Source organism: Bradyrhizobium sp. TM239 (genome assembly GCF_036247985.1).
GTDB lineage: Bacteria > Pseudomonadota > Alphaproteobacteria > Rhizobiales > Xanthobacteraceae > Bradyrhizobium > Bradyrhizobium ottawaense.
On the sequence record NZ_BTIR01000024.1, the window covers coordinates 96,939 to 122,437 of the forward strand.

Annotated in this window: 26 protein-coding genes; 15 read left to right on the forward strand and 11 right to left on the reverse strand. The window is 65.8% G+C overall.

Going from position 1 to position 25,499, the window contains the following annotated elements:
* Nucleotides 1-140 precede the first annotated feature (140 nt).
* A complete protein-coding gene (locus AABA84_RS31670; RefSeq protein ID WP_212250941.1) occupies nt 141-305 on the forward strand; it encodes a Flp family type IVb pilin in 165 nt (54 codons plus the stop codon).
* Here the strand turns inward: AABA84_RS31670 and AABA84_RS31675 are convergent.
* Both AABA84_RS31675 and AABA84_RS31680 read right to left on the reverse strand, forming a co-directional pair.
* Complete coding sequence (locus AABA84_RS31675; RefSeq protein ID WP_212250943.1) at nt 286-1,542, reverse strand: MFS transporter; 1,257 nt, start codon at nt 1,540-1,542, stop codon at nt 286-288. The two genes, AABA84_RS31670 and AABA84_RS31675, sit on opposite strands and share 20 nt — an antisense overlap.
* On the reverse strand, nt 1,539-2,954 hold the full coding sequence (locus tag AABA84_RS31680; protein ID WP_338314086.1) for an amidase: 1,416 nt from the start codon (nt 2,952-2,954) through the stop codon (nt 1,539-1,541). The genes AABA84_RS31675 and AABA84_RS31680 overlap by 4 nt, the downstream gene beginning before the upstream one ends.
* A gap of 140 nt (nt 2,955-3,094) precedes the next feature.
* Here AABA84_RS31680 and AABA84_RS31685 point away from each other — a divergent pair, with 140 nt between their 5' ends.
* Complete coding sequence (locus AABA84_RS31685) at nt 3,095-3,688, forward strand: CGNR zinc finger domain-containing protein (RefSeq protein WP_338314087.1); 594 nt, start codon at nt 3,095-3,097, stop codon at nt 3,686-3,688.
* A 14-nt stretch (nt 3,689-3,702) separates the two neighbouring features.
* On the opposite strand, the gene moaC is transcribed toward AABA84_RS31685, so the two are convergent.
* The 4 genes from moaC to AABA84_RS31705 are packed head-to-tail and all read right to left on the reverse strand — an operon-like array spanning nt 3,703 to nt 7,975.
* Entirely contained in the window at nt 3,703-4,218 is a 516-nt protein-coding gene (gene moaC, locus AABA84_RS31690; RefSeq protein ID WP_338314088.1) for a cyclic pyranopterin monophosphate synthase MoaC, read from the reverse strand.
* A 1-nt stretch (nt 4,219) separates the two neighbouring features.
* The gene (trpC, locus tag AABA84_RS31695; protein WP_212250948.1) at nt 4,220-5,038 is read right to left on the reverse strand and encodes an indole-3-glycerol phosphate synthase TrpC; all 819 of its coding nucleotides are present in this window, start codon (nt 5,036-5,038) and stop codon (nt 4,220-4,222) included.
* Between the two features lie 7 nt (nt 5,039-5,045).
* The gene (gene trpD, locus AABA84_RS31700) at nt 5,046-6,059 is read right to left on the reverse strand and encodes an anthranilate phosphoribosyltransferase (RefSeq protein ID WP_212250949.1); all 1,014 of its coding nucleotides are present in this window, start codon (nt 6,057-6,059) and stop codon (nt 5,046-5,048) included.
* A gap of 14 nt (nt 6,060-6,073) precedes the next feature.
* Nucleotides 6,074-7,975 (reverse strand): peptidylprolyl isomerase, encoded by a 1,902-nt coding sequence (locus AABA84_RS31705; protein WP_212250950.1) that lies wholly within the window; start codon nt 7,973-7,975, stop codon nt 6,074-6,076.
* 278 nt (nt 7,976-8,253) lie between these two features.
* On the opposite strand from AABA84_RS31705, the gene tpiA reads away from it, so the two are divergent.
* The 3 genes from tpiA (at nt 8,254) to AABA84_RS31720 (ending at nt 11,331) form a co-directional block, all read left to right on the forward strand.
* Nucleotides 8,254-9,009 (forward strand): triose-phosphate isomerase, encoded by a 756-nt coding sequence (gene tpiA / locus AABA84_RS31710; RefSeq protein ID WP_212250951.1) that lies wholly within the window; start codon nt 8,254-8,256, stop codon nt 9,007-9,009.
* Nucleotides 9,010-9,146: 137 nt separating this feature from the next.
* Nucleotides 9,147-9,533, forward strand: coding sequence for a preprotein translocase subunit SecG (gene secG / locus AABA84_RS31715; protein WP_018320274.1), 387 nt, complete (start codon nt 9,147-9,149; stop codon nt 9,531-9,533).
* Nucleotides 9,534-9,699: 166 nt separating this feature from the next.
* Complete coding sequence (locus tag AABA84_RS31720; RefSeq protein WP_212250952.1) at nt 9,700-11,331, forward strand: CTP synthase; 1,632 nt, start codon at nt 9,700-9,702, stop codon at nt 11,329-11,331.
* Nucleotides 11,332-11,335: 4 nt separating this feature from the next.
* Here AABA84_RS31720 and AABA84_RS31725 read toward each other — a convergent pair whose 3' ends face one another.
* The 3 genes from AABA84_RS31725 to AABA84_RS31735 all read right to left on the reverse strand — a co-directional run bounded on the left by AABA84_RS31725 (nt 11,336) and on the right by AABA84_RS31735 (nt 14,169).
* Entirely contained in the window at nt 11,336-11,998 is a 663-nt protein-coding gene (locus AABA84_RS31725) for a class I SAM-dependent methyltransferase (RefSeq protein ID WP_212250954.1), read from the reverse strand.
* 106 nt (nt 11,999-12,104) lie between these two features.
* Nucleotides 12,105-13,481, reverse strand: coding sequence for a sensor histidine kinase (locus AABA84_RS31730; RefSeq protein WP_338308008.1), 1,377 nt, complete (start codon nt 13,479-13,481; stop codon nt 12,105-12,107).
* Between the two features lie 10 nt (nt 13,482-13,491).
* Nucleotides 13,492-14,169: a response regulator transcription factor gene (locus AABA84_RS31735; RefSeq protein WP_338314089.1), complete on the reverse strand. Its 678-nt coding sequence runs from the start codon at nt 14,167-14,169 to the stop codon at nt 13,492-13,494.
* Nucleotides 14,170-14,366: 197 nt separating this feature from the next.
* Here AABA84_RS31735 and AABA84_RS31740 point away from each other — a divergent pair, with 197 nt between their 5' ends.
* From AABA84_RS31740 to AABA84_RS31755, 4 genes are all read left to right on the forward strand, one after another.
* Nucleotides 14,367-14,693, forward strand: coding sequence for an NIPSNAP family protein (locus AABA84_RS31740; RefSeq protein WP_028141584.1), 327 nt, complete (start codon nt 14,367-14,369; stop codon nt 14,691-14,693).
* Nucleotides 14,694-14,820: 127 nt separating this feature from the next.
* Complete coding sequence (kdsA, locus tag AABA84_RS31745; RefSeq protein ID WP_212250962.1) at nt 14,821-15,669, forward strand: 3-deoxy-8-phosphooctulonate synthase; 849 nt, start codon at nt 14,821-14,823, stop codon at nt 15,667-15,669.
* The gene (locus AABA84_RS31750; protein WP_338314090.1) at nt 15,669-16,877 is read left to right on the forward strand and encodes an MFS transporter; all 1,209 of its coding nucleotides are present in this window, start codon (nt 15,669-15,671) and stop codon (nt 16,875-16,877) included. The genes kdsA and AABA84_RS31750 overlap by 1 nt, the downstream gene beginning before the upstream one ends.
* 113 nt (nt 16,878-16,990) lie before the next feature.
* Entirely contained in the window at nt 16,991-17,476 is a 486-nt protein-coding gene (locus tag AABA84_RS31755; RefSeq protein ID WP_338314091.1) for a GNAT family N-acetyltransferase, read from the forward strand.
* A 67-nt stretch (nt 17,477-17,543) separates the two neighbouring features.
* On the opposite strand, the gene queF is transcribed toward AABA84_RS31755, so the two are convergent.
* Both queF and AABA84_RS31765 read right to left on the reverse strand, forming a co-directional pair.
* Nucleotides 17,544-18,005 (reverse strand): preQ(1) synthase, encoded by a 462-nt coding sequence (gene queF / locus AABA84_RS31760; protein WP_028141588.1) that lies wholly within the window; start codon nt 18,003-18,005, stop codon nt 17,544-17,546.
* A 124-nt stretch (nt 18,006-18,129) separates the two neighbouring features.
* Nucleotides 18,130-19,107, reverse strand: a complete 978-nt coding sequence (locus tag AABA84_RS31765) for a Vgb family protein (protein WP_338314092.1) — start codon at nt 19,105-19,107, stop codon at nt 18,130-18,132.
* Nucleotides 19,108-19,283: 176 nt separating this feature from the next.
* On the opposite strand from AABA84_RS31765, the gene eno reads away from it, so the two are divergent.
* The 6 genes from eno to AABA84_RS31795 all read left to right on the forward strand — a co-directional run bounded on the left by eno (nt 19,284) and on the right by AABA84_RS31795 (nt 25,208).
* Nucleotides 19,284-20,567 (forward strand): phosphopyruvate hydratase, encoded by a 1,284-nt coding sequence (eno, locus tag AABA84_RS31770; protein ID WP_212250968.1) that lies wholly within the window; start codon nt 19,284-19,286, stop codon nt 20,565-20,567.
* Nucleotides 20,568-20,611: 44 nt separating this feature from the next.
* On the forward strand, nt 20,612-21,745 hold the full coding sequence (locus tag AABA84_RS31775) for a zinc-binding dehydrogenase (protein ID WP_028141591.1): 1,134 nt from the start codon (nt 20,612-20,614) through the stop codon (nt 21,743-21,745).
* A gap of 112 nt (nt 21,746-21,857) precedes the next feature.
* Nucleotides 21,858-22,856, forward strand: a complete 999-nt coding sequence (locus AABA84_RS31780; protein WP_212250969.1) for an MBL fold metallo-hydrolase — start codon at nt 21,858-21,860, stop codon at nt 22,854-22,856.
* A 183-nt stretch (nt 22,857-23,039) separates the two neighbouring features.
* A complete protein-coding gene (locus AABA84_RS31785) occupies nt 23,040-23,591 on the forward strand; it encodes an NADPH-dependent FMN reductase (RefSeq protein WP_338314093.1) in 552 nt (183 codons plus the stop codon).
* 124 nt (nt 23,592-23,715) lie between these two features.
* Nucleotides 23,716-24,033 (forward strand): FtsB family cell division protein, encoded by a 318-nt coding sequence (locus AABA84_RS31790; RefSeq protein ID WP_028141594.1) that lies wholly within the window; start codon nt 23,716-23,718, stop codon nt 24,031-24,033.
* A gap of 215 nt (nt 24,034-24,248) precedes the next feature.
* Nucleotides 24,249-25,208: a helix-turn-helix domain-containing protein gene (locus AABA84_RS31795; RefSeq protein ID WP_212250971.1), complete on the forward strand. Its 960-nt coding sequence runs from the start codon at nt 24,249-24,251 to the stop codon at nt 25,206-25,208.
* Nucleotides 25,209-25,499: the final 291 nt, after the last annotated feature.

Genomic DNA, 25,499 nt, shown 5'->3' on the forward strand with positions numbered 1-25,499 from the left:
CTTTCGAGGGGGCCGGTCAATTCCTGCCGGCCACGCCACAATCAACCAAGGCCTAACCATCTAACGTGTTGGGGATCCTCGCGTCGGGATTGGCACGCGATTTGCGAGATCCCTGCTGACGACACAGAGAGGACGCAACGATGAAGAACACCCTGAAGGACTTCCTTGCCGACGAGCGTGGGGCAACCGCGATCGAGTACGGCCTGATCGCGGCCGGCATCGCGCTGGCCATCATCACCGTCGTGAACGGCATGGGCTCCAAGCTCAACAGCAAATTCACCGCGATCAGCTCTTCACTGCGCTGATCGCATGGGCTCCGCTGCGCGCCGGGATCGCCGCCACGATCAGCGCCGCGACGATGTTCGCGGCGGCACCGAGCAGGATCGGCAACGCGTAGCTGTGGTTGACGTCATAGGCGAAGCCGGCCGCGCTCGGGCCCACCAGCGTGCCGAATGCCACGCTGGTGTAGAGAATGCCGATGATGCCGCTGACATTGCGGCCGCCGAAATGATCCATGACCACGGAGGGGAGCACCGCGACCCAGCCGCCGTAGAACACGCCGTAGACGAAGGCGAAAGCGGCGAGGGGCCAGACATCCGCGGCGACGGCCCAGATTACCATCGCGAACGCCATTCCGATCAGGACCAGGACCAGCGAACGGTCACGGCCCAACCGGTCGGCGAGCGCGCCGAGAAAGAAGCGGCCAGCGGTGCTGCCGGCCCCGATCACGCCGAGCAGCAGAACGGCGGAGGACGCCGCGACCCCGTGGTCGCGCGCGTAAGGCACGAGATGGACGAACGGAACGAAGGCGCCGAACGAGCAGACCAGGCAGGATACGTAGAGGGCGACAAACCGCGTCGACCGGACTGCCTCGCGCACCGAAGCGCCGCCGGCGTTGCTTGCGCCCGCGGCCTCGCGAGGCGGATCGCCGTCGGGGCCAAGGCCGCGGCCCTTCGGATCGTTCTCGATGAGCAGCGCCGCACCGCCGCCCAGCGCCAGCGCGATCGCGCCCAGCACCAGATAGGCCTCGCGCCAGCCCACCGAGGCGATCAGCAATGAGGCGAGCGGCGGCATCGCCAGCGTGCCGAGCCCGATGCCGCTCACCGCGAGCCCTGAGGCAAAGCCGCGGCGCCTGACGAACCAGCGTTGCACCGCGCCGATCGCGGGAACATAGGCGCAGCCGACGCCGAGACCGACGCCGAGCCCGTAGGCGAGATAGACCTCGACAAGGGAGCGTGCAGCGCTCGCGGCCGCAAGTCCGACCGCGACCAGGATCATGCCGGCGACGGCCAGCGGACGCGAGCCAAACCGGTCGGCGAGCGGACCGCTGACGAGGCCGAGCGCGAAGTACAGAAAGCCCGCGATCGAAAACACCAGCGAGATCGAGCCGCGCGAGGCGCCGAAATCGCGCTGGAGCGGCTCCAGAAACGCGCTGAACGTGTAGGCGGAACCAAAGCCGACGAACATGACGGCAAATGCCGCCGCGACGACGAACCAGCCATGGAAGATGTTTCGCCGAGCGAGTGTGGATTGAATCGTCAATGCGGCCTCCGCGCGGTGAGGGAAGGATGACGACGATGCCACGATGTGGCCCGCTGGAACGCCGCGCCGGCGCGCACCAGCATGGCCTCGTCGAGATGAGCGGCGACGAGCTGGAACGCGATCGGCAGTCCGTCTGCCGATGCGCCACCTGGCAGCGTGATCGTGGGATGACCGGTCATGTCGAACGGGCAGGTGTAGCGCTGCAGATTCGCGATCAGATCCGGCTGCTCGCCGAGCGTCTGGATCATGGCAAGTGTCACCGGCGGGAACGGGTGCACCGGGATCAGCAGCAGGTCGATGGTCTCGAACAGCGCAGTCACCCGGCCGCGCAGCGCCAGCCGTCGCAGCAGGATCTTCTGATAGTCGAGAGCAGAGAGAGCGCGGCCGGTCTCGATCACGGAGGCGAGGATCGGACCATACTCATCCTTGCGGGCGGGATAGGTCGCCTCGTGCGCGACCGCAGCTTCCACCGCGCAGTTCGGCGTCCAATCGGCGATTGCCTGTGTGACGTCGGGAAATCGGACATTGACGGTGTCGGCGCCAAGCGCGCGAAAAGCATCGATGGCGTCCGCCAGCATGCGCTGGGTCGCAACGTCCACGTCGTCGCTGTTCCAGACCGGATCGACGCCGATCCGCAAGCCCCGCACGTCCTGTGCGGCGGCAGCCAGATAGTCGGGCACCGGATCGACCAGCGACGTCGGGTCGTTCGGATCGTGTCCGGCGATGACGCCGAGCAGCGCGCCGGCGTCGACCGCGCTGCGGCCGATCGGTCCGACATGGTCGAGCGTCGCGGCAAGCTCGAACGCGCCGTGGCGGCTGACGCGGCCCCAGCTCGGCTTCAGCCCGGTCAGGCCGTTGGCAGCGCAGGGCCAGCGGATCGAGCCGCCGGTGTCGGATCCGAGCGAGCCGAAGCAAAGTCCGGCAGCCGTCGCGACCGCCGATCCGCTGGACGAAATACCCGGCCAGTAGCTCGCATTCCACGGATTCTTCGGCGGTTTCACCAGCGGATGGTGATCGGCATAGGCGCCCTCGGTGAGTTGCACCTTGCCGAGGATCACGGCGCCCGCGTTCCTGAGCCGGTGGACGACGGTTGCGTCTTCGCGGGGACGAAAGTCGCGATGAAGCGTGGTGCCGGCCGCCGTCGGAACGCCCTCGGTCCAGAACAGGTCCTTGAGCGCAATCGGCACGCCATGCAGGGGGCCCCGATACCGGCCCTGCGCGATGTCGGCGTCCGCGGCTTCCGCCTCGGCCATGGCCGTTTCCGCCATCACGTGAACGTAGCTGCCGAGATCGCGGTCGATGCAATCGATCCGGTCAAGTTGCGCGCGCGTCACCTCCAGCGCCGAGATTTCGCGCGCCTTGAGGCGGGCCGCGAGCGTGGTGAGTTCGAGATAGTGCAGGGCGTCGGCCACGGCTCGATTCTCCATTCCGATGATTGCAGAGGCGCTCGACCCCCGAAGGATCGATCGACACCAGTATAGATAAGATACAGGTGTCGCTTGCTGTCAACCAGTAAATCTGTTTTACTGGTGTTCAAATCTTTGGTGTTCCGATGTCGAGAGAGTCGCGCAAATTCCAGGTTCCCGACGCGCTGGCGAACGTCTACGATTTCGCCAACACGCTCGATGTCCGCCATTTCACGCATTTCGGCGTGGAGCATCCGGAGAGCGATGCGCTCGGCGGGCCGAAGGAACTGGCGGACTGGATGCGGGAACGCGGCCTGGGTGCCGGGGGCGGGCGTGTCACGCCCGCGATGTTCGAGACGGCGCTAAGACTGCGCGAGGCCTTGCGTGCCTATCTGAAGTGTGAGCCGAGCGAGCGGCTCCGGAACAAGAGCGTTCTCGGCACTCTCAATGAGGCGCTCGCGCCGTTTCCGTTGCGGGTGGAGGCGCACGCAGGGCGTGGCGCAACGCTGTCGGCAACGCGCGAAGATGCGCTCGCCGGCCTGTCGGCCATCGCGATCGAGCTTCATGACGCGACCCTGGTGGGAACGCTGGACCGGCTCAAGACGTGCGCGTCGGAGGAATGCCGCCGCGTGTTTTTCGACCGCTCAAAGCCGTCGACGCGGCGGTGGTGCATGTCGACGCTATGTGGCAACCGGATGAAGACGCGCGCTTATCGCGAGCGGCAGCGCGAGGCGAAATAGAGCGGATTGCGCAGTCAGGCGCGGTAATGGCCGGACTTGCCGCCGAGCTTCTCGACCAGATGAATGCCCTCGATGCGCACGCCGCGCTCGACCGCCTTGATCATGTCGTAGATGGTGAGGCAGGCGACCGAAACGGCCGTGAGGGCCTCCATCTCGACCCCGGTCGGACCCGTGACCTTCACGCTGGCGCGGACGAGGCAGCCCGGCAGCTTCACGTCGGGCTCGATGTCGAGCGTCACTTTCGACAAGGCCAGCGGATGGCAGAGCGGGATCAGCTCCGAGGTGCGCTTGGCGGCCATGATGCCGGCGATCCGGGCCGTGCCGAGCACGTCGCCCTTCTTGGCGTTGCCGGACACGATCAGGTCGAGCGTCGCCTTGGTCATGACGACGCGGCCTTCGGCGACCGCGAGGCGCTCGGTCGCGGGCTTGTCCGAGACGTCGACCATCCGCGCCTCGCCGGAGGCGTCGATATGGGTGAGGGCCGGGGGGGCTTTCTTGGACGGCATCGCCTTGGCAGGTTTGCGCGCCATATCAGCGCGTGCCCGTGGCGCGCGCGGTCTCGCGCGCGAGCAGCGTGCGCGTCGCGGCGGTGACGTCGGCCTGCCGCATCAGGCTCTCGCCGACCAGGAAGGTCGACATGCCGACGCGCTCGAGCCGGGCGAGATCGGCGGGCGTGAAGATGCCGCTCTCGCCGACCATCAGCCGGTCCTTAGGGATCAGCGGCGCCAGCATTTCGCTGGTCGCGAGCGTGGTCTCGAAGGTGCGAAGATTGCGGTTGTTGACCCCGATCATCGGCGAGCGGAGCCTGAGCGCGCGGTCGAGCTCGGCGCGGTCGTGGATCTCGATCAGCACGTCCATGCCGTAAGCGATCGCGGCGTCCTCGAGGTCCTTTGCCGTGGCATCGTCGAGCGCGGCCATGATGATCAGGATGCAGTCGGCGCCATGCGCGCGCGCTTCGGCCACCTGGTAGGTGTCGAACATGAAATCCTTGCGCAGCACCGGCAGTGCCGCCGCTGCACGCGCCGCCACCATGAAGTCGAGATGGCCCTGGAACGAGGGCGTGTCGGTCAGCACCGACAGGCAGGCTGCGCCGCCGGCTTCATAGGCCTTGGCGAGCAGGGGCGGATCGAAATCGGCGCGGATCAGTCCCTTCGACGGCGAGGCCTTTTTCACCTCCGCGATCAGCGCGTAGTCGCCATTGGCGTGCTTGGCCTTGATCGCGCGCAGGAAGCCGCGCGGTGCGGCTTGCGCCTTGGCCTTCGCCTCGACCGTCGACAGCGGCTCGGCGCGCTTGGCGGCTGCGATCTCTTCGCGCTTGTAGGCTTCGATTTTGGTCAGGATGTCCGACATGTCAGGCTTAGCCGTTCGAGATCGCGATCAGGTGCTTCAGCTTCGCGTTGGCCGCGCCGCTGTCGATCGACTTCGTGCCGATCGCGACGCCCTCCTTGAGGTCCTTGGCGCGGCCGGCCACGACCAATGCGGCGGCGGCGTTCATCAGCGCGACGTCGCGGTAGGCGCTCGGCTTGCCGTCGAGCACGCTCTGCAGGGCGATTGCATTGGCGTCGGCGTCACCGCCTTTGAGCGCGCCGGCCTCGCAGCGCGGCAGGCCGGCATCCTCCGGCGTCACCTCGAAATTGCGGATTTCGCCATTGTGGAGCGCGGAGACGAAGGTCGGGCCGGTGAGGGTGATCTCGTCGAGACCATCGGAGCCGTGCACCACCCAGGCGGATTCGGAGCCGAGGTTCTTCAGCACCTGCGCCAGCGGCTGCACCCATTGCCGCGAGAACACGCCGACCATCTGCCGCTTCACGCCGGCCGGGTTGGACAGGGGGCCGAGCAGATTGAAGATCGTGCGTGTTGCAAGCTCAACCCGGGTCGGGCCGACGTTCTTCATGGCCGGGTGATGGGCGGGAGCGAACATGAAGCCGATGCCGCATTCGCGCACGCAGTGGCCGACCTGATCGGGCCTGAGGTCGATCTTCACCCCGAGCGAGGCCAGCACGTCGGCGGCGCCCGAGCGCGACGACAGCGCGCGGTTGCCGTGCTTGGCCACCGGCACGCCGGCGCCCGAGACGATGAAGGAGGCGCAGGTCGAGACATTGACCGAGCCGGAGCCGTCGCCGCCGGTGCCGACGATGTCGACGGCCTCGGGCGGTGCAGTCACGGTCAGCATCTTGGAGCGCATCGCCGTAACAGCGCCGGTGATCTCGTCCACGGTTTCGCCGCGCACCCGCAGCGCCATCAACAGTCCGCCCATCTGCGAGGGCGTGGCCTCGCCACTCATCATGGCGTCGAAGGCGGAAGCCGCTTCCTCACGCGACAGGCTGGCGCCGGTCGCTACTTTTCCAATGATCGATTTTAGGTCGTCCATCGCGTGCTTTCAACTTATTGCTGGTTCGCGCCGGTCACCTGCGCGAAGGCGGCCTGATTAATGGTGGTCCCGATGTCGGTTTCAAGCTTGTTGACGTAGGAAGCGACCTGCTCCTCGGTCTGGGCACGGTCGAGGCTCTCCTTCAGCTTCTTGACCGCGTCGGAGGCGGCGTCGACCGTGGGATCGACGATCTCGGTGACGCGGAACACGATCACCTCGGTACCCCCCGTCACCGGCGTCTGTCCGACGCCGTCCTTGGCGGTGCGGAAGGCAGCCGCCACGACGGCTGCGGGCACGCTGGCGGGCGTGTCGTCGCGCTTGAAGCCGGTTGCAGTTTCGACCTTGGCCCAGATCGCTGCGGCTTCATCGGCGAGCTTGCCGCCGGATTCGAGCTTCTGAACCATCTCGGTCGCCTTGGCCTTCAGCTTGGTGGCGATCTGGTCCTGGCGCCAGCGCGCCTCGACCTGGTCGCGGACCTCGTCCAGATTGCGGTCGCGCGAAGGCGTGATGGCGAGCACGTCGTACCAGACGTAGCCGCCCTTGAACGAGATCGAGTCGTTGTCGACGCCGACATCGGTGTTGAAGGCCTGCGACACCACGTCGAGGCCCTGCGGAATGTTGGCGACCGGCTGGCCGTTCGGGGCGCGGCCGGAACGATCGACCGCATCGATGGTCACGGCGGTGAGGCCGAGCTTCTGCGCCGCGTCGATCACGCTGGAGCCGCCGCCGCGCTCATCTTCCATCTTGTCGCGGAGATCGGCGACCTTGACGCGCGCGCGCTCGGTGGCGATCTCGCGCTTGATGTCGCCGGCAAGGCTGGCGTAGTCCGCCTCTTTGCCCGGCTCGATCTTGTCGACCTTGACGATCGCGACGCCAAGCCCGCCCTGGATCGGCTGGCTGATCTCGCCGGCGGGAAGCGCGAAGGCGGCATCGCCGACGGCGGCAGCGAGCGAAGACTTGGTCACGAGGCCGAGGTCGACGTCGGAGGCGCTCAGCCCGCGCTCCTTGCCGAGATCCTCGAACGACATTCCGCCGACGAGGCGCTCGCGTGCGGCCTGCGCGTCGGTCACGTTGGGAAACACGATCTGCTGGATCTGGCGCTTCTCCGGCGTGCCGAGCCGGTCCTTGCGCTGCTCGAACACCTTCTTGGCGTCCTCGTCGGAGACCTCGCTCCACTTGCCGATTTCTTCCGGCGAGACCACGACGAAGGCGATCTTGCGGTATTCGGGCGCGCGGAACTGGACCTTGTGGTCCTCGAAATAGGCGGAGAGCGCCTCGGGCGAGGGCGCGTCGATCTGGCCGGCCTGGGCGGCGTCGAGCCTGACGAATTCAATGGCGCGCTGCTCGTTCTGGAAGCGCGTCAGCACGTCGATCATGGCTTTCGGCGGCTCGAGGCCGGCGCCGATCGTGCCGGTGATCTGCCGGCGCAGCGACACCTTGCGCTGCTCGGCGACGTAGCGCTGCTCGGTATAGCCGAAATTGCGGATCACGGCCTGGAATCGGTTCGCATCGAAGCTGCCGCCGACGCCCTTGAAGTTGGGGTCGTTCATGATGACCTGGCGGATCTGGTCGTCGGACTGGCCGAGCCCGAGCCGGCGCGCCTCTTCGTCGAGGGCAGCTTCCGCGATGGTCTGCTGCAGCACCTGGCGGTCGAGGCCGAAGGCACGGGCCTGGTCGGGCGTCAGCGGACGGCCGAACTGGCGGCTGATCTGTTGCAGGCGGTCCGTGTAGATCTGGCGGAACTCGTTCAGCGAAATCTCGGTGCTGCCGACCTTGGCCACCGTGGACTGCCCGAAGCCCTTGAAGATGTCGGCGATGCCCCAAATGCCGAAACTGACGATCAACACGCCCATCACCACGGCCATAATGGTCTTGCCGAGCCAGTTTGATGAGGCCTTGCGCATTCCTCGAAGCATTTGGTCCAACTTGTTTGAGCAGGAGGGGAACGGGAGCGCGTCTTAATGCAGATTCCGCAAAAGCGCGTCACCAAATTGATCAATCATCATAAAGTGGCGGCTTTCCCCCCGCAACCTCGGGTCCGGCGACCGTTTGCGGCTGCGGTTAAAAGCCTCAAAGCGTTTTCGAGCGAAGTGGACCCCGGTTCGCGTCAGGAAAACGCGTCAAAACAAGAATCTGGAACTGCGGCAGGTCCTCTGCTAGCGCATGCACAAACCTCATTTTGCTGGAAATTGACATGACCGACGCCATCCGCCCCTTGATCGCCGGCAATTGGAAAATGAACGGCCTGAAGGCCCAGGCTGCCGAGTTCGACGCCATGCTCGACGGCGCGGCCGAGGTGATCGGCAAGGCCGATCTGCTGGTCTGCCCGCCTGCGACCCTGATTGCGGCCTTCGCCGACAAGGCGCGCGGCAAGAAGGTCGCGGTGGGCGCCCAGGATTGCCACCCCAAGGCCTCCGGCGCCCATACCGGCGATATCGCCGCCGAAATGCTGGCTGACGCCGGGGCAAGCGCCATCATCGTCGGCCATTCCGAGCGCCGCGCCGACCACGGCGAGGGCGATGCCCTGGTTCGGCAGAAGGCCGAGGCCGCCTGGCGTGCCGGTGCGACGGCGATCGTCTGCATCGGCGAGACCCAAGCCCAGCGCGATGCCGGCCAGACCCTGGACATCCTGCGCGGGCAGCTCGCCGGCTCGCTGCCTGAGGGCTCGACGGCCGCGAATCTCGTCGTGGCCTATGAGCCGGTCTGGGCGATCGGCACCGGGCTCACCCCCACGGCCCAGGATGTCGAGCAGATTCATGGGTTTATCCGGGAGCTCCTGACCTCCCGGTTCAAGACCGATGGTGCGAAGATGCGCATCCTCTACGGCGGCTCGGTCAAGCCCTCGAATGCGGCCGAGCTGATGGCGGTCAAGAACGTCAACGGGGCCCTGGTCGGCGGCGCCAGCCTGAAAGCGGCCGATTTCCTTGCGATTGCGAAGGGCTGCCCCTAGCTAATTCAAACCGTTAGTCCCGGCTGATCGGGGGTGGCATTGGCCCCTCCGATCGTGTAACACCGCGCAACTTCAGGAAACCCGCGAAGCGCGATTGGCCGCCGTCAGGCGCCGCCCGCTTGTGACGGAAGGATACTATGCAGACCGTTGTCATCGTCATCCACCTCATGATCGTCGCCGTCATGATCGGCGCCGTCCTGCTCCAGAAGTCGGAAGGCGGCGGCCTCGGCATGGGCGGCGGCGCAGGTTTCATGTCGAGCCGCGGCACCGCGAACCTCTTGACGCGGACCACCGCGATCCTCGCCGCTGGCTTCTTCCTCACCAGCATGTTCCTGTCCTGGCATGCGGGCTACAGCCGTGCGCCGTCGTCGATCATCGGCACGCCGGCCTCGCAGGGCCAGCCGGCCGGCGGATCGCCGATCGCGCCGCCGACCTCGGGCGGCATCCTGGATTCGCTGAAGAAGGCCGACGAGCAGCAGCAGGCGCCGGCTCCGAGCGGCCCGCAGGTGCCGCGCTCGCAATAAAGCAGGGGGGCCATGCAGGGCGGTGGCTACCGTCCTGCGTCAACAACCCCCATCAAGGCACTGTCACCACTCTTAGTTCTGGATCACCCACAGGCCCGCAAAATCTTTGGGGCGGAATACGAATCGCTTTGGCGAATCGAATTCGAGGGATTAGAGGTTAAGTCCCATGGCGCGGTACATATTCATCACCGGCGGCGTGGTTTCTTCGCTCGGCAAGGGTCTGGCTTCAGCGGCACTCGGTGCGCTGTTGCAAGCCCGGGGCTACAAGGTCCGCCTCCGCAAGCTCGACCCTTATCTCAACCTCGATCCCGGAACGATGTCGCCGTATCAGCACGGCGAAGTGTTCGTGACCGATGACGGCGCGGAGACCGATCTCGATCTCGGTCACTACGAGCGCTTCACCGGCCGGCCTGCGACCAAGCAGGACAACATCACCACGGGACGCATCTACCAGGACATCATCTCCAAGGAGCGCCGCGGCGATTATCTCGGTGCGACCATCCAGGTGGTTCCGCACGTCACCAACGCCATCAAGGAATTCGTCCTCTCCGGTAACGACGATTACGACTTCGTGCTGGTCGAGATCGGCGGCACCGTCGGCGACATCGAGGGCCTGCCGTTCTTCGAGGCGATCCGTCAGCTCAAGAACGAGCTGCCGCGCGATCACGCCATCTACATCCACCTCACGCTGCTGCCTTACATTCCGAGCGCCGGCGAACTGAAGACCAAGCCGACGCAGCACTCGGTCAAGGAGCTGCGCTCGATCGGCATCCAGCCGGACATCCTGCTTTGCCGCACCGACCGCGAGATTCCGAAGGAAGAGCGGCGCAAGCTGGGGCTGTTCTGTAACGTGCGTGAAAGCGCCGTGATCGAGGCGCGCGATGCCGACAGCATCTACGCCGTGCCCGAAGCCTATCACGCGGCGGGCCTCGACGACGAAGTGCTCGCCGCCTTCGGTATCGAAGCGCGCATCCCGCCGGTGCTCAAGAGCTGGCACCAGATCAATGAACGCATCCGCAATCCCGAGGGCGACGTCACCATCGCCATCGTCGGCAAATATACCGGCATGAAGGACGCGTATAAGTCGCTGATCGAGGCGCTCTCGCATGGCGGCATCGCCAACAAGGTCAAGGTCAACCTCGACTGGATCGAGAGCGAGATCTTCGAGAAGGAGGATCCGGCGCCGTTCCTCGAGCACGTCAACGGCATCCTGGTGCCCGGCGGCTTCGGCCAGCGTGGTGCGGAAGGCAAGATCAGGGCGGCGCAGTTCGCGCGCGAGCGCGACGTGCCGTATTTCGGCATCTGCTTCGGCATGCAGATGGCGGTGATCGAGGCCGCACGAAATCTCGTCGGCATCGAGGACGCCAATTCCACCGAGTTCGGCCCGACCAAGGAGCCCTTGGTCGGCCTGATGACGGAGTGGCTGCGCGGCAACGAGCTCGAGAAGCGCTCGCAGGCCGGCGATCTCGGCGGCACCATGCGGCTCGGCGCTTATCCCGCTGCGCTCAACCGCGGCAGCCGCGTCTCGCAGGTCTATGGCGGCGCGACCGAGATTTCCGAGCGCCACCGCCACCGCTACGAGGTCAACACCGCCTACAAGGATCGCCTCGAGCAGCACGGTCTGAAATTCTCGGGCCTGTCGCCCGACGGCGTGCTGCCTGAAATCGTCGAGTACGAGGACCATCCCTGGTTCATCGGCGTCCAGTTCCACCCCGAGCTGAAGTCGCGGCCGTTCGAGCCGCACCCGCTGTTCGCCTCGTTCATTCAGGCGGCGATGGTGCAGAGCCGGCTGGTGTGATGGCTCAGCGCGCGGCGGAGTAGTCGCTCGCGCGATGCATCGGCTCCAACGCGGCCCGCGCTGACGGTTCTGGCGCGAGCGATCCCGCCACCAGCTTCATCTGCGGCCGCCGCGTCAGCCTGTAGACGGCGGCAGGTGGCACGTTCAGCAAGGCGCGATCGACGAGTTTGGCGCGCAGGCCGAGCCGATCGAGCACGGGCCGCGGCACCGGGCAGCTCATGCCGTAGGTGAACTGGTAGAAGGCGCCGCCAGGGCGGACATAGCTGAACGCGCCGCCGATGATCGAGACGACCTTGCGCGTTGACATGTTGAGCAGCGGCAGGCCGCTCACGACGGCGCCGACGGGAGCGCCGTCATAGAGGCGCTCGGTCGCAAGCCGGCCTGCGTCCATCCACAGCACGCGCGACCCGGGAAAGCGCATCTGCAGCAGCTTCATGAAGTCGGAGCCGTATTCGATCAGCGTGAGGTCCTGCGGACGGACGCCGCGCTTGAGCAGCTTGTAGGTGAACGCGCCGGTGCCGGGACCGAGCTCGAGGATCGGACCCGTCGTTGCGCTGATCTCGCGCGTGATGAGATCGGCGAGCGCCGCACCCGACGGTGCGACCGCGCCAACCCGACGCGGGGACGACATCCAGGACAGGAAGAAGGAAAGAAAATCGTTGGGCATGCGCACTCCGGAATCTTGCTTTGCACCTCAATGAGGTGCGACGCATGCAGTGTCGCGGGAGCGCATTGCGACAGCATTGCGCTGACCTGTGCGAATGCGAATTGAATCAGCTCTGCCGCACTTCCGGCAGCGTCATCCGGAAACAGGCGCCGCCCTCCGGTCCGTCCGCGACCGAAACGTGGCCGCCATGCAGCTGCACGATCTCGCGCACCATGTTGAGGCCGAGGCCGGCACCGCGATCGAGCGGCGTCAGCCGGTAGAACGGCTCGAAGATCTGCTCGCGCTGATCGGCGGGAATGCCGGCGCCTTCGTCCGCGACCTCGATGCTCGCAGGCCTGCTGACGCGAATCCCGATCGTGCCGCGGCGCGGGCCGTGCTGGATTGCATTCTGCACGAGATTGGTCAGCGCGCGCTCCAGCGCCGCCGCATCGCCGATGGTCTCGATCGGTGTCGCCGGCGCGTCGAGGGCCAGCTCGTAGCCGGCGGCAATCGCCAGCGGCGCGAGATCGGCGGCGACGCTTTGCGCAACGGTGACGAGATTGACGCGCGTGAAGGGATGGCCGCAGCGGTCGATCCGCTGGATATCGAGCAATTGTTCGGCGAGCGTCGCCAGCCGCGCGGAATCCTCCAGCAGACGGGTCTTGTCCGGCCCAGGGGCCAGTGACTCCAGCCGCGTGTTCAGGATCGCGATCGGCGTCCGAAGCTCGTGCGCGGCGTCGGCGACGAAGCGCTTGTGGCGGGCATAGCCCTGGTCGAGCCGCGCCAGCGCGTCGTTGATCGCGCTCACGAGCGGCATGACCTCCAGCGGGATGCGCTCCACCGGCAGCCGCGCGCCGCGCTGATGGATGTCGATGCGCCGCGCCTCGTCCGCCGCGCTATCGAGCCCCCTGAACGCGCGCCGCACGATCATCGGCGTGGCGATGAAAGTCGCCGTTCCCATCAGCAGCAGGCCGGGCAGGGCGATGCCGAGGAACGCAAGGGATGTCATGTACAGCGCCCTGGCGCCGGTCAAACGTCCTTGTGTCGCCGTGATGACCTGCACGTTGCCCGCATCGGTGTCGACCCGCTTCAGCCGTGCCGCCGGCTTGTGCGGGTCGTCCTCGAACATCTGCCAGCCGAGCCGCGCCTGGCTGATCTGGTCGAGGCCGTTGCCGATCGCAGCGAATTCGGCCGGCACGGTGCCTTCGCTGAGCGAGTGACCTTGCCGGTCGCGCACCAGAAACCAGAGGTCAGGTGTTTCACTGCGCAACTGCTTCAGCTCTGCGGTCGGCTGTAAGGCCAATCCGCCTTGCGCCTCGCGTGTGAGCGCGTGCTGGACGACGTCGATGACGCGGTCCTCGTCGCGCTCGGCCAGCACGAAGCCGGAGGCACAGAGCCCGGCGAGGACGACCGCAACCAGCGCGACCAGGATCGCGGCCTGAAGCGAGAGCAGGCGCCAGCTCAACCGCGAGCGCAGGCAATAGGGATCGTCGTGCTTGCTCATATCAGCTTCTTCAGGCTGGCAGCTTCTTGAGAAGATAGCCGACGCCACGGATTCCGTGGATCTCGATGCCCGCGTCGGCTTCCGCGAGCTTTCGCCGGAGCCGCGACACGTGCGTGTCGAGCGCGTTCGACTGGATCTCGTCGTCGAAATTGTAGACCGCCTCTTCGAGCGCCGAGCGCAGCACGGTCCGGCCCATGCGGCGGACCAGGGCCTCGAGCACCAGCAGCTCCCGGCGCGGCAGCTCGAGCGGCACACCGTCGATGCTGGCCTCGCGATGACTGAGGTCGAAGGCGAGGCGGCCGGCGCGGATCACATCAGGGGAGAGGCCCGCCGGCCGCCGCAGCACCGCGCGCAGCCGCGCCAGCAGCTCCTCGACGGCAAACGGTTTGGCCAGATAGTCGTCGGCGCCGCGGTCGAGCCCGGCGACGCGGTCGGCGACCTCGCCGCGCGCCGTCAACACGATGATCGGCACGCCGTCGGCGCGCGCCCTCAGTTTCGGGATCAAGGCGAGACCGTCGCCATCGGGAAGCTGGCGATCGAGCAGGACGGCGGCGTGGACGTCGGCAGAGATGGCCTCCTCCGCCTCGGCGAGCGTAGGGGCATGGTCCACCACCATGTCGTAGCGCTTCAGCGCCGACGCCAGCGCGTCGGCCATTTCGGCCTCGTCCTCGACGAGCAAAATCCGCATGATCCGGCACCTCAACCTCACCCGTGTCATTCTAGCGGCCGTACCATTGCGGCAGCATTGCGGGAACCGGCCGCGACAGAATGGCCTTGAGCGGGCCCCAGCCATGCGCGGAACGCGACAGGGGCGGTCGGGCGGGGCTCAAGACACCGTCAGGACCAGTCGTTATAACCGCCCGACTTGGTCAGGGAGGAACAAGAATGATCTACGAAATGCGCATCTATCGTTGCGTGCCGGGCCGTCTGCCGGCGCTGCTCAAGCGATTCGAGACCGCGACGCTGAAGATCTGGGAGAAGCACGGCATCAAGCAGGCCGGATTCTTCACGACGCTGATCGGGGACTCCAATCAGGAGCTGACCTATTTCCTGGCCTGGGACTCGCTCGCCGAGCGCGAGAAGAAGTGGGGCGCGTTCATGACCGATCCGGATTGGATGAAAGCACGCGCCGAGAGCGAAGCGGACGGCCAGATCGTCGGCAATATCGTCAGCCAGCTCCTGACGCCGACTGCCTTCTCGGCGGTGAAGTAGGAACCTGCCGATGCAAGGGCGACGCCGGGGAGCCCCGGCGCAACCCTGATATTCGACCGGCCCTGGCCGAATAGGGTTGATCCGACCCTCATGGCGGCTATGGTCGCGCCGAAACGAGGGATTTGCCTTGAGCTCTTCGCATTCAGCGGCGCCGGTCGTCACCATTGGCACGGTCAAGTTCGGCAATGATCTGCCGATCTCGATCATTGCAGGACCCTGCCAGCTCGAAAGCCGCCAGCATGCGCTGGAGGTGGCCTCCGCGCTGAAGGAGATCGCGGCGCGGCTGAACATCGGCCTCGTCTACAAGACCTCGTTCGATAAGGCCAACCGCACCAGCGCGTCGGCGGCGCGCGGGTTGGGCCTCGCGCAGTCGCTGCCGATCTTCGCCGAGATCCGCTCCTCGCTCGGCCTGCCTGTCCTGACCGACGTGCACGATGCCGCGCAATGCGCCGAGGTGGCGCAGGCCGTGGACATCCTGCAGATTCCAGCTTTCCTCTGCCGGCAGACCGATCTGCTGCTGGCGGCGGCCGCAACCGGCAAGGTCGTCAACGTCAAGAAGGGGCAGTTCCTGGCGCCCTGGGACATGGCCAATGTCGTCACGAAGATTACCAGCGCGGATAATCCCAACGTGCTCGTCACCGAGCGCGGGGCGTCCTTCGGCTACAACACGCTGGTCTCCGACATGCGTGCGCTGCCGATCATGGCGCGCACCACCGGTGCGCCCGTGATCTTCGACGCCACCCATTCGGTGCAGCAGCCGGGCGGGAAGGGGACCTCGTCGGGCGGCGAGCGCGAATTCGTGCCGGTGCTCGCCCGCGCAGCTGTTGCCGTTGGGGTCGCCGGTGTCTTCATCGAGACCCATCCGGATCCTGATCGCGCGCCCTCCGATGGGCCCAACATGGTGCCGCTGCGCGAGTTCGAGGGGCTGATCGCAAGGCTGATGGCGTTCGACGCGCTGGCAAAGAACCCGCGCTGATGCAGCAAGGCGAGGCGCGGCCGCAAGATCACGGCTTGCCGACAGCGCTCTACGTCATATCAGGCGCAAGCTTCGCCGCAGCGCTTTCGGCACGCGCGCTCGATCCGGTGCTGCCGCATGTCGCCGAGGATTTCGGCGTCAGCATTGCCACCGCCGCAGGCTTTGCCGCGGTGTTCGCCTTCACCTTCTCGATCATCCAACCCATTGTCGGCGCTGCCGCCGATCTGTTCGGCAAGACCCGGTTGATGATCGGCTGCCTCGCGCTGCTCGGCCTTGCCAACATCCTCGGCGCGCTCTCGTCCTCGTTCTCGGTTCTGTTTGCGACCCGCATCCTCGCCGGCATCGGTTCCGGCGGCGTGTTTCCGGTGGCGCTGAGCCTGACCAGCGATCTCGTCGGGCCCGAGAAACGCCAGGTCGCGATCAGCCGCACGCTTGCCGGCGCCATGACCGGCAATCTGCTCGGCGCCTCGGCTTCCGGCCTGATCGGCGATTTTCTCGGCTGGCGCGGCGTGCTTGCGGTGCTCGGCGGGCTCGTGATCGTGGCGTCGATCGCGGTCGCCGCCGGCTTTCACGGCGCCAAGGTCAAGCATCCGCCGAAGACCAGCCTGTCGGCGCTGAAGGCCGGCTATCGCACCATCTTCACCAACCCGAACGCCTATGTCTGCTACTCGGCGGTGTTCATCGAAGGCTGCTGCGTGCTCGGCCTGTTTCCCTACATCGCCTCGTTCCTGTTCGAGCTCGGGCAGACGTCGCTGTCGATCGCCGGCATCGTCATCGCGGGCTTTGCGGTCGGCGGTTTGTTCTACACGCTGACGGTGTCGCGCCTGCTGCCCTGGCTGGGCATGAAGGGCATGATGATCGCGGGCATGACGCTGGTCGCCTCACAACTCGTCGCCGTGGCCTTCGGGCCGCGCTGGGAGGTCCAGGCGCTCAATCTCATCGTCATGGGCTGGGGCTTCTACATCGCCCATGGCTGTCTCCAGGTGTTCGCCAGCGAGCTCTCGGTCGAGGCGCGCGCCACCGCGCTGTCGCTGCATTCGTTCTTCTTCTTCATGGGACAGACGGTCGGGCCGCTCGCCTATGGCTTCGGGCTCCAGCATGCCGGCAAGATGCCGACCCTGTTCGCGAGCGCCGCGATCATGGTGGCGCTGGGCTTCGTCTGCGCCCGGCTGCTCAAGCAGCGTGCGCCAGCGGATGCGCGCGTTTGAGCGCTGTGGTGTGGGACTAACCCGGCAGCCATCTGTCGCCCCTGCCGCGATGGGCTGTCGGGCGAGAAACGCCTGGTCTATGTCTAGATCATCACCTGTGTGTGTCCTGCGCCATGTCAACGCAATTTGAGATCGAAGACCTTCACCGCGAGCCGAAAAGGGGCGCGCTGCTCCACCTGAACAATGCGAGCGCGCGCGAGACTTCGTTGCTCACGCGGTTCGACCGATTGATCGGATCGGCACGACTGGCGCTGTTCGTTCAACCCAGCGCAGCGCTTCTGCTGGCGTTCGAACAATCCGACGACTACGACGGCGGACACTTTCTTTGGTTTCGCGGTCGGTTCGACAGATTTCTCTATGTCGACCGGGTTATCGTTGCCGAGGCGTACCGGCGCCACGGTATCGGACGCTTGCTCTACGCCCATCTGCTGGAGCGGGCGGGGGGGCTTGGCCATACCCGCGTCGTTTGCGAGGTGAACCTCGATCCGCCCAACCCTGTCTCCGACAGATTCCATGCAGCCCTGGGCTTTGTCGAGGTTGGAAGGGCAACCATCGAAAACAGCGCGAAGACCGTGCGCTATCTCGCCGCCAATTTGTAGGACGAGCATGGTTGCCAGCGCGGCTTTGTCGCGTTTCAAAGCCGCGGAAAAAACGACCGGTTGGCCGCTAGCCCCTCCCGCGATACGGCGCGACGCCTTGCTCGGGCACCCACAGGCCCTTGGGAACGCGGCCGGTCTGCCAGAACACGTCGATCGGGATGCCGCCGCGCGGATACCAATAGCCGCCGATGCGCAGCCATTTCGGCTTGATCTCGCTGGCAATGCGCTTGCCGATCATCACGGTACAGTCCTCGTGGAAGGCGCCGTGATTGCGGAAGCTCGCGATGTAGAGTTTGAGCGATTTCGATTCCAGCAGCCACGCACCCGGCGCGTAGTCGATCATCAGATGCGCGAAATCCGGCTGCCCCGTGACCGGGCAGAGCGAGGTGAATTCCGGCACGGTGAAACGCACCAGATAGTCGGTGCCCTTTTGCGGATTGGGCACGCGGTCGAGCTGGGCATCTTCCGGTGTGTGTGGCCACTCGACCGCGCGGCCGAGCTGGAGGGATTTCTTCGCCATCGTCGTCATCCTTTGGAGCATGATCCGGAAAAGTGGGCACCGGTTTTCCGAAAGATCATGCTCAACTCAGAAATCGGAGCGCGATAAGATCGCGCTCCAGAGGATGCCGGGATGGACGCAAATGCCGCTGTCGTCAACCGGCGGCGAACGTCTGGATCATGACGATCCGATCGTTGCCGGACTCGCAACCCCACAATTCGCCAGGCCTGCCGTCGAGCTGACGGACGCTGGCATTGGCCTTGTCGCTCGCGAACACGTTGAACCGCTCGGTGGCGGGATCGAAGCGGACAATCGCGTTGGCGGAGAAATCGGTCAGCCAGACCTTGTCCTTGTCGTCGACAAAGACGGCGTAGGCGCGGGGACGTTCGCCCGGGAGCTTCCAGCTCTTCCACGACCCATCGGCGGGATCGTGCACCGAGACATGGCCGCTGTTCCACTCACTGACCCAGATCCGGCTCTTCGAATCCGACCAGACGCGCCGCGATCCCTGGTTCGGCGTCGGTGGCGCGACCACGGCGGCATTGCCGCTTGCCAGGTCGATCTTCGCGATATAGCTGCCGGCAAGCGAGGCGTACCAGACCTCGCCCTTGGGCGTCACGGTGATGCCATAGGGGCCGACGCCCTTGGGCGCCCTGAACACATTTATTTCGCCGGACTTCGGCGCGAGGCGGCCGTAATAGCCGGACTGGCCGGTGAACCAGTAAGTGCCTTCCCTGTCGAACACGCCGGTGTTGAGATTGGCCGAGGCGAACTTTTCCGGCAGGCGGAACAGCGTGACCTTGAGATCGCCGGGATCGACCCGTGCGATCGCGTTCTGGCCGCCCTCGGTGATCCAGGCCGCGCCATCGGGGCCGATGGTCACGCCATGCGGAGCGGCGCCCTGACCGAGGCCGACGGTCTTGAAACTGCCATCCCGGGGATCGAGCCTGCCGAGGAGGCCCTTGCCCTGCGCCGTGAACCAGACCGAACCGTCAGGGGCGGGCGCGAGATCGTGCAGGCCGATACCGGCACTGATCGGGAAGTATTTTGTCCGGAACGGTGCTTCCTGGGCAAAGCCTGGGCGGGCTGCGAACAGGGCGGTGCTCGAGGCAAGAAACTGGCGGCGATTCATGGCGTTACCCCGACTCTTTAGGATTGAGGTTGGACGCACGGAGCTGCAGCCGTCGAGCATAATCCGAGGCCCTTCACGCGTCAGGCAAAGTGGCATCCTCAAGCGTTCACATTTGCTTGCGGCCCGTGTAAGACCCGCGGCGAACCGATCAGCTCCAACGAACGGAAGTGCACATCATGACCGCCATCATTGACATCATCGGCCGCGAAATCCTCGATAGCCGGGGCAATCCCACCGTCGAGGTCGATGTCGTGCTGGAGGATGGCGCGCTCGGCCGGGCCGCGGTGCCGTCGGGCGCCTCCACCGGCGCCCATGAAGCCGTGGAACTGCGCGACGGCGACAAGGCCCGCTATCTCGGCAAGGGCGTCACCAAGGCGGTCGGTGCCGTCAACGGCGAGATCTTCGAGGCCCTGAGCGGCCTCGATGCCGAGCAGCAGGCCCAGATCGACCAGATCATGATCGACCTCGACGGCACGGCCAACAAGAGCCGGCTCGGGGCCAACGCCATCCTTGGCGTCTCGCTCGCCTGCGCCAAGGCGGCCGCGAATTCGCTCGACATGCCGCTTTATCGGTATGTCGGCGGCACCTCGGCACGGCTGCTGCCGGTGCCGATGATGAACATCATCAATGGCGGCGTGCACGCCGACAACCCGATCGACTTCCAGGAGTTCATGATCCTCCCCGTCGGCGCCTCGTCTTTCGCCGAGGGCCTGCGCTACGGTGCGGAAGTCTTCCACACGCTGAAGTCGGAGCTGAAGAAGGCCGGCCACAACACCAATGTCGGCGACGAGGGCGGCTTCGCCCCGAACCTGCCGTCGGCCGACGCAGCGCTGGAATTTGTGATGAACGCGATCGGCAAGGCCGGATTCAAGGCGGGCAGCGACATCGTGCTCGGGCTCGACTGCGCCTCGACCGAGTTCTTCAAGGACGGCAAATACGTCTATGAAGGCGAGGGCAAGACCCGCTCGATCTCCGAGCAGGCCAAGTATCTTGCAGACCTGGTCTCGCGCTATCCGATCGTGACTATCGAGGACGGCATGTCGGAAGACGACATGGACGGCTGGAAGGAGCTCACCGATCTCATCGGCAGGAAGTGCCAGCTCGTCGGCGACGACCTCTTCGTCACCAACGTCAAGCGCCTCGCCGACGGCATCAAGACGGGCCGTGCCAACTCGATCCTGATCAAGGTCAACCAGATCGGCACGCTGACCGAGACGCTCGCCGCCGTCGAGATGGCGCACAAGGCCGGCTACACCTCGGTGATGTCGCACCGCTCCGGCGAAACCGAGGATTCCACCATCGCCGACCTCGCGGTCGCCACCAATTGCGGTCAGATCAAGACTGGCTCCCTTGCACGTTCCGACCGCACCGCCAAATACAACCAGCTCCTGCGCATCGAGCAGCAGCTTGGCAAGCAGGCGCTGTACGGCGGCAAGGCGGCACTGAAGGCGCTGGCATAAGCCAGCGCTTCGACTCGCGAAAAGACGGACAGGGGAGGATCGACATGAGCGACGGCAAGACCGGACTGCAACTGCGTTCGCTGCTGAAGAAGAGCGGCGAGCTGGAATTGTCGCTCGTGAATGTCCCGACGCCGGAGCCGGCCGACGATGAGGTCGTGGTTCGCGTCGAGGCCACGCCGATCAACCCCTCCGACCTCGGTCTCCTGATCGGGCCGGCCGACATGTCGGCCGCCAAGGCGTCCGGCACGAAGGAGATGCCGGTCATCACCGCGACAATGCCGGAGGCTGCGATGCGGATGATGGGAGCCCGGCTCGATCAGTCGCTGCCGGTCGGCAACGAGGGCGCCGGCACGGTGATCGCGGCCGGATCGTCGGACGCTGCGAAGGCGCTGATCGGCAAGACGGTGTCGATGATCGGCGGCGCGATGTACACGCAGTACCGCGTGCTGAAGGTCCGCGACGTCATGGAGCTGCCGGCGGGCACCACGGCCGCCGACGGCGCGTCCTGGTTCGTCAATCCGCTGACCGCGCTCGGCATGACCGAGACGATGCGGCGGGAGGGCCACAAGGCGCTCGTGCACACGGCGGCTGCGTCCAATCTCGGCCAGATGCTCAACAAGATCTGCATCAAGGACGGCATCGGCCTCGTCAACATCGTCCGGAGCAAGGAGCAGGCCGATATCCTGCACAAGATCGGCGCCAAGCACGTCGTGGATTCCAGCGCGCCGAGCTTCACAGACGATCTCACCAATGCGCTGGTCGAGACCGGCGCCACGATCGCCTTCGACGCCATCGGCGGCGGCAAGCTGGCCAGCCAGATTCTGACCGCCATGGAAGTTGCCGCCAACAAGACGGCGAAGGAATACAGCCGCTACGGCTCCAACGTGTACAAGCAGATCTACATTTACGGCAGCCTGGACAACCGTCCGACCGAATTGAGCCGGTCGTTCGGACTGACCTGGGGTGTCGGTGGCTGGCTGCTGACGCCGTTCCTCCAGAACATCGGCCCGGCCGAGATCGGCCGCCTGCGCCAGCGCGTCGCGTCCGAGCTCAAGACCACCTTCGCCAGTCACTACACCAAGGTGGTGTCGCTGACCGAGGTGCTCGATCCCGCCAACATCGCGGTGTACGCCAAACGCGCCACCGGCGAAAAATTCCTCATCAACCCAAATAAATAATCGTGATGTGCGAGGGCACGTCACCGCAGGAAGGTCTTGCCTTCTGAGCAAAGCGGGAGATTATTCCGCCGCCATTGAATGCGGAAAACCGCAAGGCTCAGAAGGGGATTCCATGACCGATCTCAATCGTCGTCATTTGCTCGCTGGCGCCGCTGCCGTCGGCGCGGTCGCAGTAACCGGCCTCCGACCGGCCGCCGTCAATGCCGCGGTGCCGCAGGCCGGGACGCAGGCGCCGGGCTTCTATCGCTACAAGGTCGGCGCTTTCGAGTGCACGTCGATCAATGACGGTGCGCGCACCTTCCCGATGCCGGACAAGTTCGTCGCCAACCTGCAGAAGGATGAGGCGCTGGCCGCCGGCGAGGCGGCCTACATGCCGAAGGGCATGGTCACGGTGCCGTTCAACCCGCAGCTCATCAACACCGGCTCCAAGCTCGTCTTGATCGACACCGGCAACGGCATTGCGAATTTCGAGGCCAGCAAGGGCGCCGTCGGCCGCACCCTGCAGAATCTCCAGGCTGCCGGCGTCGATCCCAAGAACATCGACGTCGTGCTGCTCTCGCATCTGCATCCCGATCACACCAACGGCATTCGCCTCGCCGACGGCGGGCTCGCGTTCCCCAACGCGGAGATCATGGTGCCGGGCAAGGACTGGGAGTTCTGGACCAGCGAGGACAACGCCGCCAAGGCCGAGTCCAATCCGATGATGAAGAATTACTTCGCCAACGTGAAGAAGACCTTCGCCGGCCTCGAGTCCAAGGTCACCAAGTTCGAGTGGGGCAAGGAGGTCGCGCCGGGCATCACCTCGATCGCAACCCCGGGCCACACCCCGGGCCACACCTCGTTCGCTGTTGCGTCCGGCGATGCCAAGGTGCTGATCCAGTCCGACGTCACCAACATCCCGGAATTCTTCCTGCGCAATCCCGACTGGCACGTGATGTTCGATGCCGACGCCGCGCTGGCACAGGAGACGCGCCACAAGTTCTACGACATGGCGGCGGCGGAGAAGGCGACCGTCATCGGCTTCCACTTCACGTTCCCGGCGGTCGGCCATGTCGAGAAGGACGGCGCCAAATATCGCCTGATCCCGTCGGCGTGGAATCCGACGATCTGAGTCGATTTGCAGAGTTGCACGAAAGATCGGGCCGCCGCTTGGCGGCCTAATCGTTTTGGGCGACCATCTGCTTTCGCGAAACACAGCGTTTCCAAATCGGGCGGGTTCATGCACTTGCATCCACTGCACGAGATCGCTTAAGTGCCGTCGCGGCACTCCAGCTCAAGCCCTCAAGGACAATCCATGGCCTACAACATCGTCACGATCGCCGGCAGCCTGCGCAAGGACAGCTTTTCGCTGAAGATCGCCAATGCGCTGGCCAAGCTTGCGCCTGATACGCTCAAGGTCGAGGTCGTCACGCCCGCGGGCATCTCGTTCTTCAACCAGGACCTCGAGGGCGCGCCGCCCGCGGACTGGCTGGCCTTCCGCGACAAGCTTCAGAAGTCGGACGGCGTCATCTTCGTCACGCCGGAATACAACCGCGCGATCCCCGGCGTCCTGAAGAACGCCATCGACGTCGCCTCGCGCCCGTACGGCAAGAGCTCGTTCAACGGCAAGCCGGTCGGCATCATCTCGAACTCACCGGGCCCGCTCGGCGGCGTCAGCGCCGCAAAGACGCTCCAGAACATCCTGCCCGGTATTTCCGGCCCGATCATGCAGCAGCCGGAGGCCTATCTGAACGCGGTCGGCGATGCGTTCGACGCCGAAGGTAACCTCACCAAGGACTCGCTGAAGCCCGTGCTCCAGGCCTATATCGACGCCTTCGCCGCGCACGTCGCCAAGCACCACGGCTGAGGCCAAACACTCCGTCGATGGCCGGGCTTGACCCGGTCATCCACGTCTTTGCAGGACATGACGACAGGTGTCGGAAGCAGGGGCGATTAGCACTCCCTTAACCAACCTGTCCCATCTTCCTAGGATGGTCTCCCGCGCGCGCCTGAAATCGATCCTGACCGGTCTTGCCCTCTATGCGATGGCGGCCGCCATCGTCGGCTATTTCGGCGTCAACGCCTATACCGGCAAATACGGCCTCAACGCCCGCCAGGAACTCGACCAGGAGATCATCGCGCTGACGAGCGAGCTGGCCCAGCTCAAGCGTGAGCGCGCCAGGAGCGAGCAGCGGGTGTCGCTGCTGCGGTCCGAGAGGATCGACCCCGACATGCTGGACGAGCGGGCGCGCTTCCAGCTCGATTACGTCAATCCGCGTGATCTCGTTCGGATGATCCCGGCGAAGTAGCGTTTTCCGCAAGCTTCGAAACCGACGACGAAAGCCGCCGCCGAAATCCGACCACCGTGCCTTTCCTCCTGCGAAGGTCGTAAGTCCGGAACCGGGCGACCGCCTTGACGGCAGCGCCGCGGCGGCCTCATGGCTTCTGTAACGCTCGCCGAAGTTGACGCAGATCAACCGGGCGAGGCCGGCACGTTCTAGTCTGTCATCCGGAGGAAACAGTGATGAATGGGTCAATGCCCCGGCATCACGCGGCCCGTGTCGAGGCCGCCATCGCGTCAGGCCAGGCGGCACGATCCGCGCTCGTGGCCTCGTGGCGCCGTTCGTCCAGATTGCATCATCTCGATCCCGGCGGCCGCACCTCGCCGATGCGGCTGACCGAAGCCGAACTGTACCAGGCGCGCGAGCGCATCGCGCCGCTGCTGGCCGCCGCGCAAGGCGTGATGGACCGGCTCTATCAGGCGGTCGGCGCGAGCGGCTGCTGCGTGCTGCTCGCCGACGGCGAGGGCGTGCCGGTCGATCGTCGCGGCACGGCGGCAGATGATGCGACGTTTCAATCCTGGGGTCTGTGGACCGGTGCGCTCTGGAGCGAGGAGCACGAAGGCACCAACGGCATCGGCACCTGCCTCGTCGAGCAGCGTCCGCTGACGATCGACCGCGACCAGCATTTCTTCACCCGCAACACGCTTCTGAGCTGCACCGCCGTTCCGATCTACGACCATGAGGCGGCGCTGGCGGGTGTGCTCGACGTCTCCTCCTGCCGCGCCGACCGCACCGACACGTTTTCCAGCCTGATCGCGCTTGCGACGGGCGAGGCGGCCAAGCGTATCGAAGCCGATCTGTTCCGCAGGGCGTTCGGCCATGCCCGCATCGTCTTGACGCAAGCTGCGGACGGCCAGTGCGGAGGCCTCATCGCGGTCGATGCGGACGATCTCGTGATCGGCGCGACCCGCTCCGCCCGGGCGGCGCTCGGAATTGCCCCTGGCCGGGCGTTGCAGCCGGTGCCCGCGGCCGATCTGCTCGGCGGCGAACCCGCACGCGATCATCTTGCCGGCGGTCAGCGCGCGGTGGTGCAGCGGGCGCTGCTCCGCGCCGGAGGCAATGTCTCGGCGGCCGCCAAGGCCCTCGGCGTCAGCCGCGCCACGCTGCACAGGAAGCTGAAGCGGTTCGAGCTGAACCACTGAGCGGCGCCGCTTACTCAGACTCTGATCTCGTGCCCCGGACGCAGCGCAGCGCGTCGCCCTCGCGACGTGGTGCGCTGCTGAGCCGGGGCCCATGTCTCAGCATTCCCCCTGCGGCCTTTTGGGTCCCGGCTCTGCGCAGCAACGCGAAGAGCGTTGCAGCGCGTCGGGGACACAATGGTGATGCCTCGCTCACAACCTGTCGCAGAACTGCGACAGGTCACCCCGGTCATCGCTCCCATCGGGGCTGACAGAAAACATCTCCCGCGACATCGTCCGCGCAAGTCGCGACCA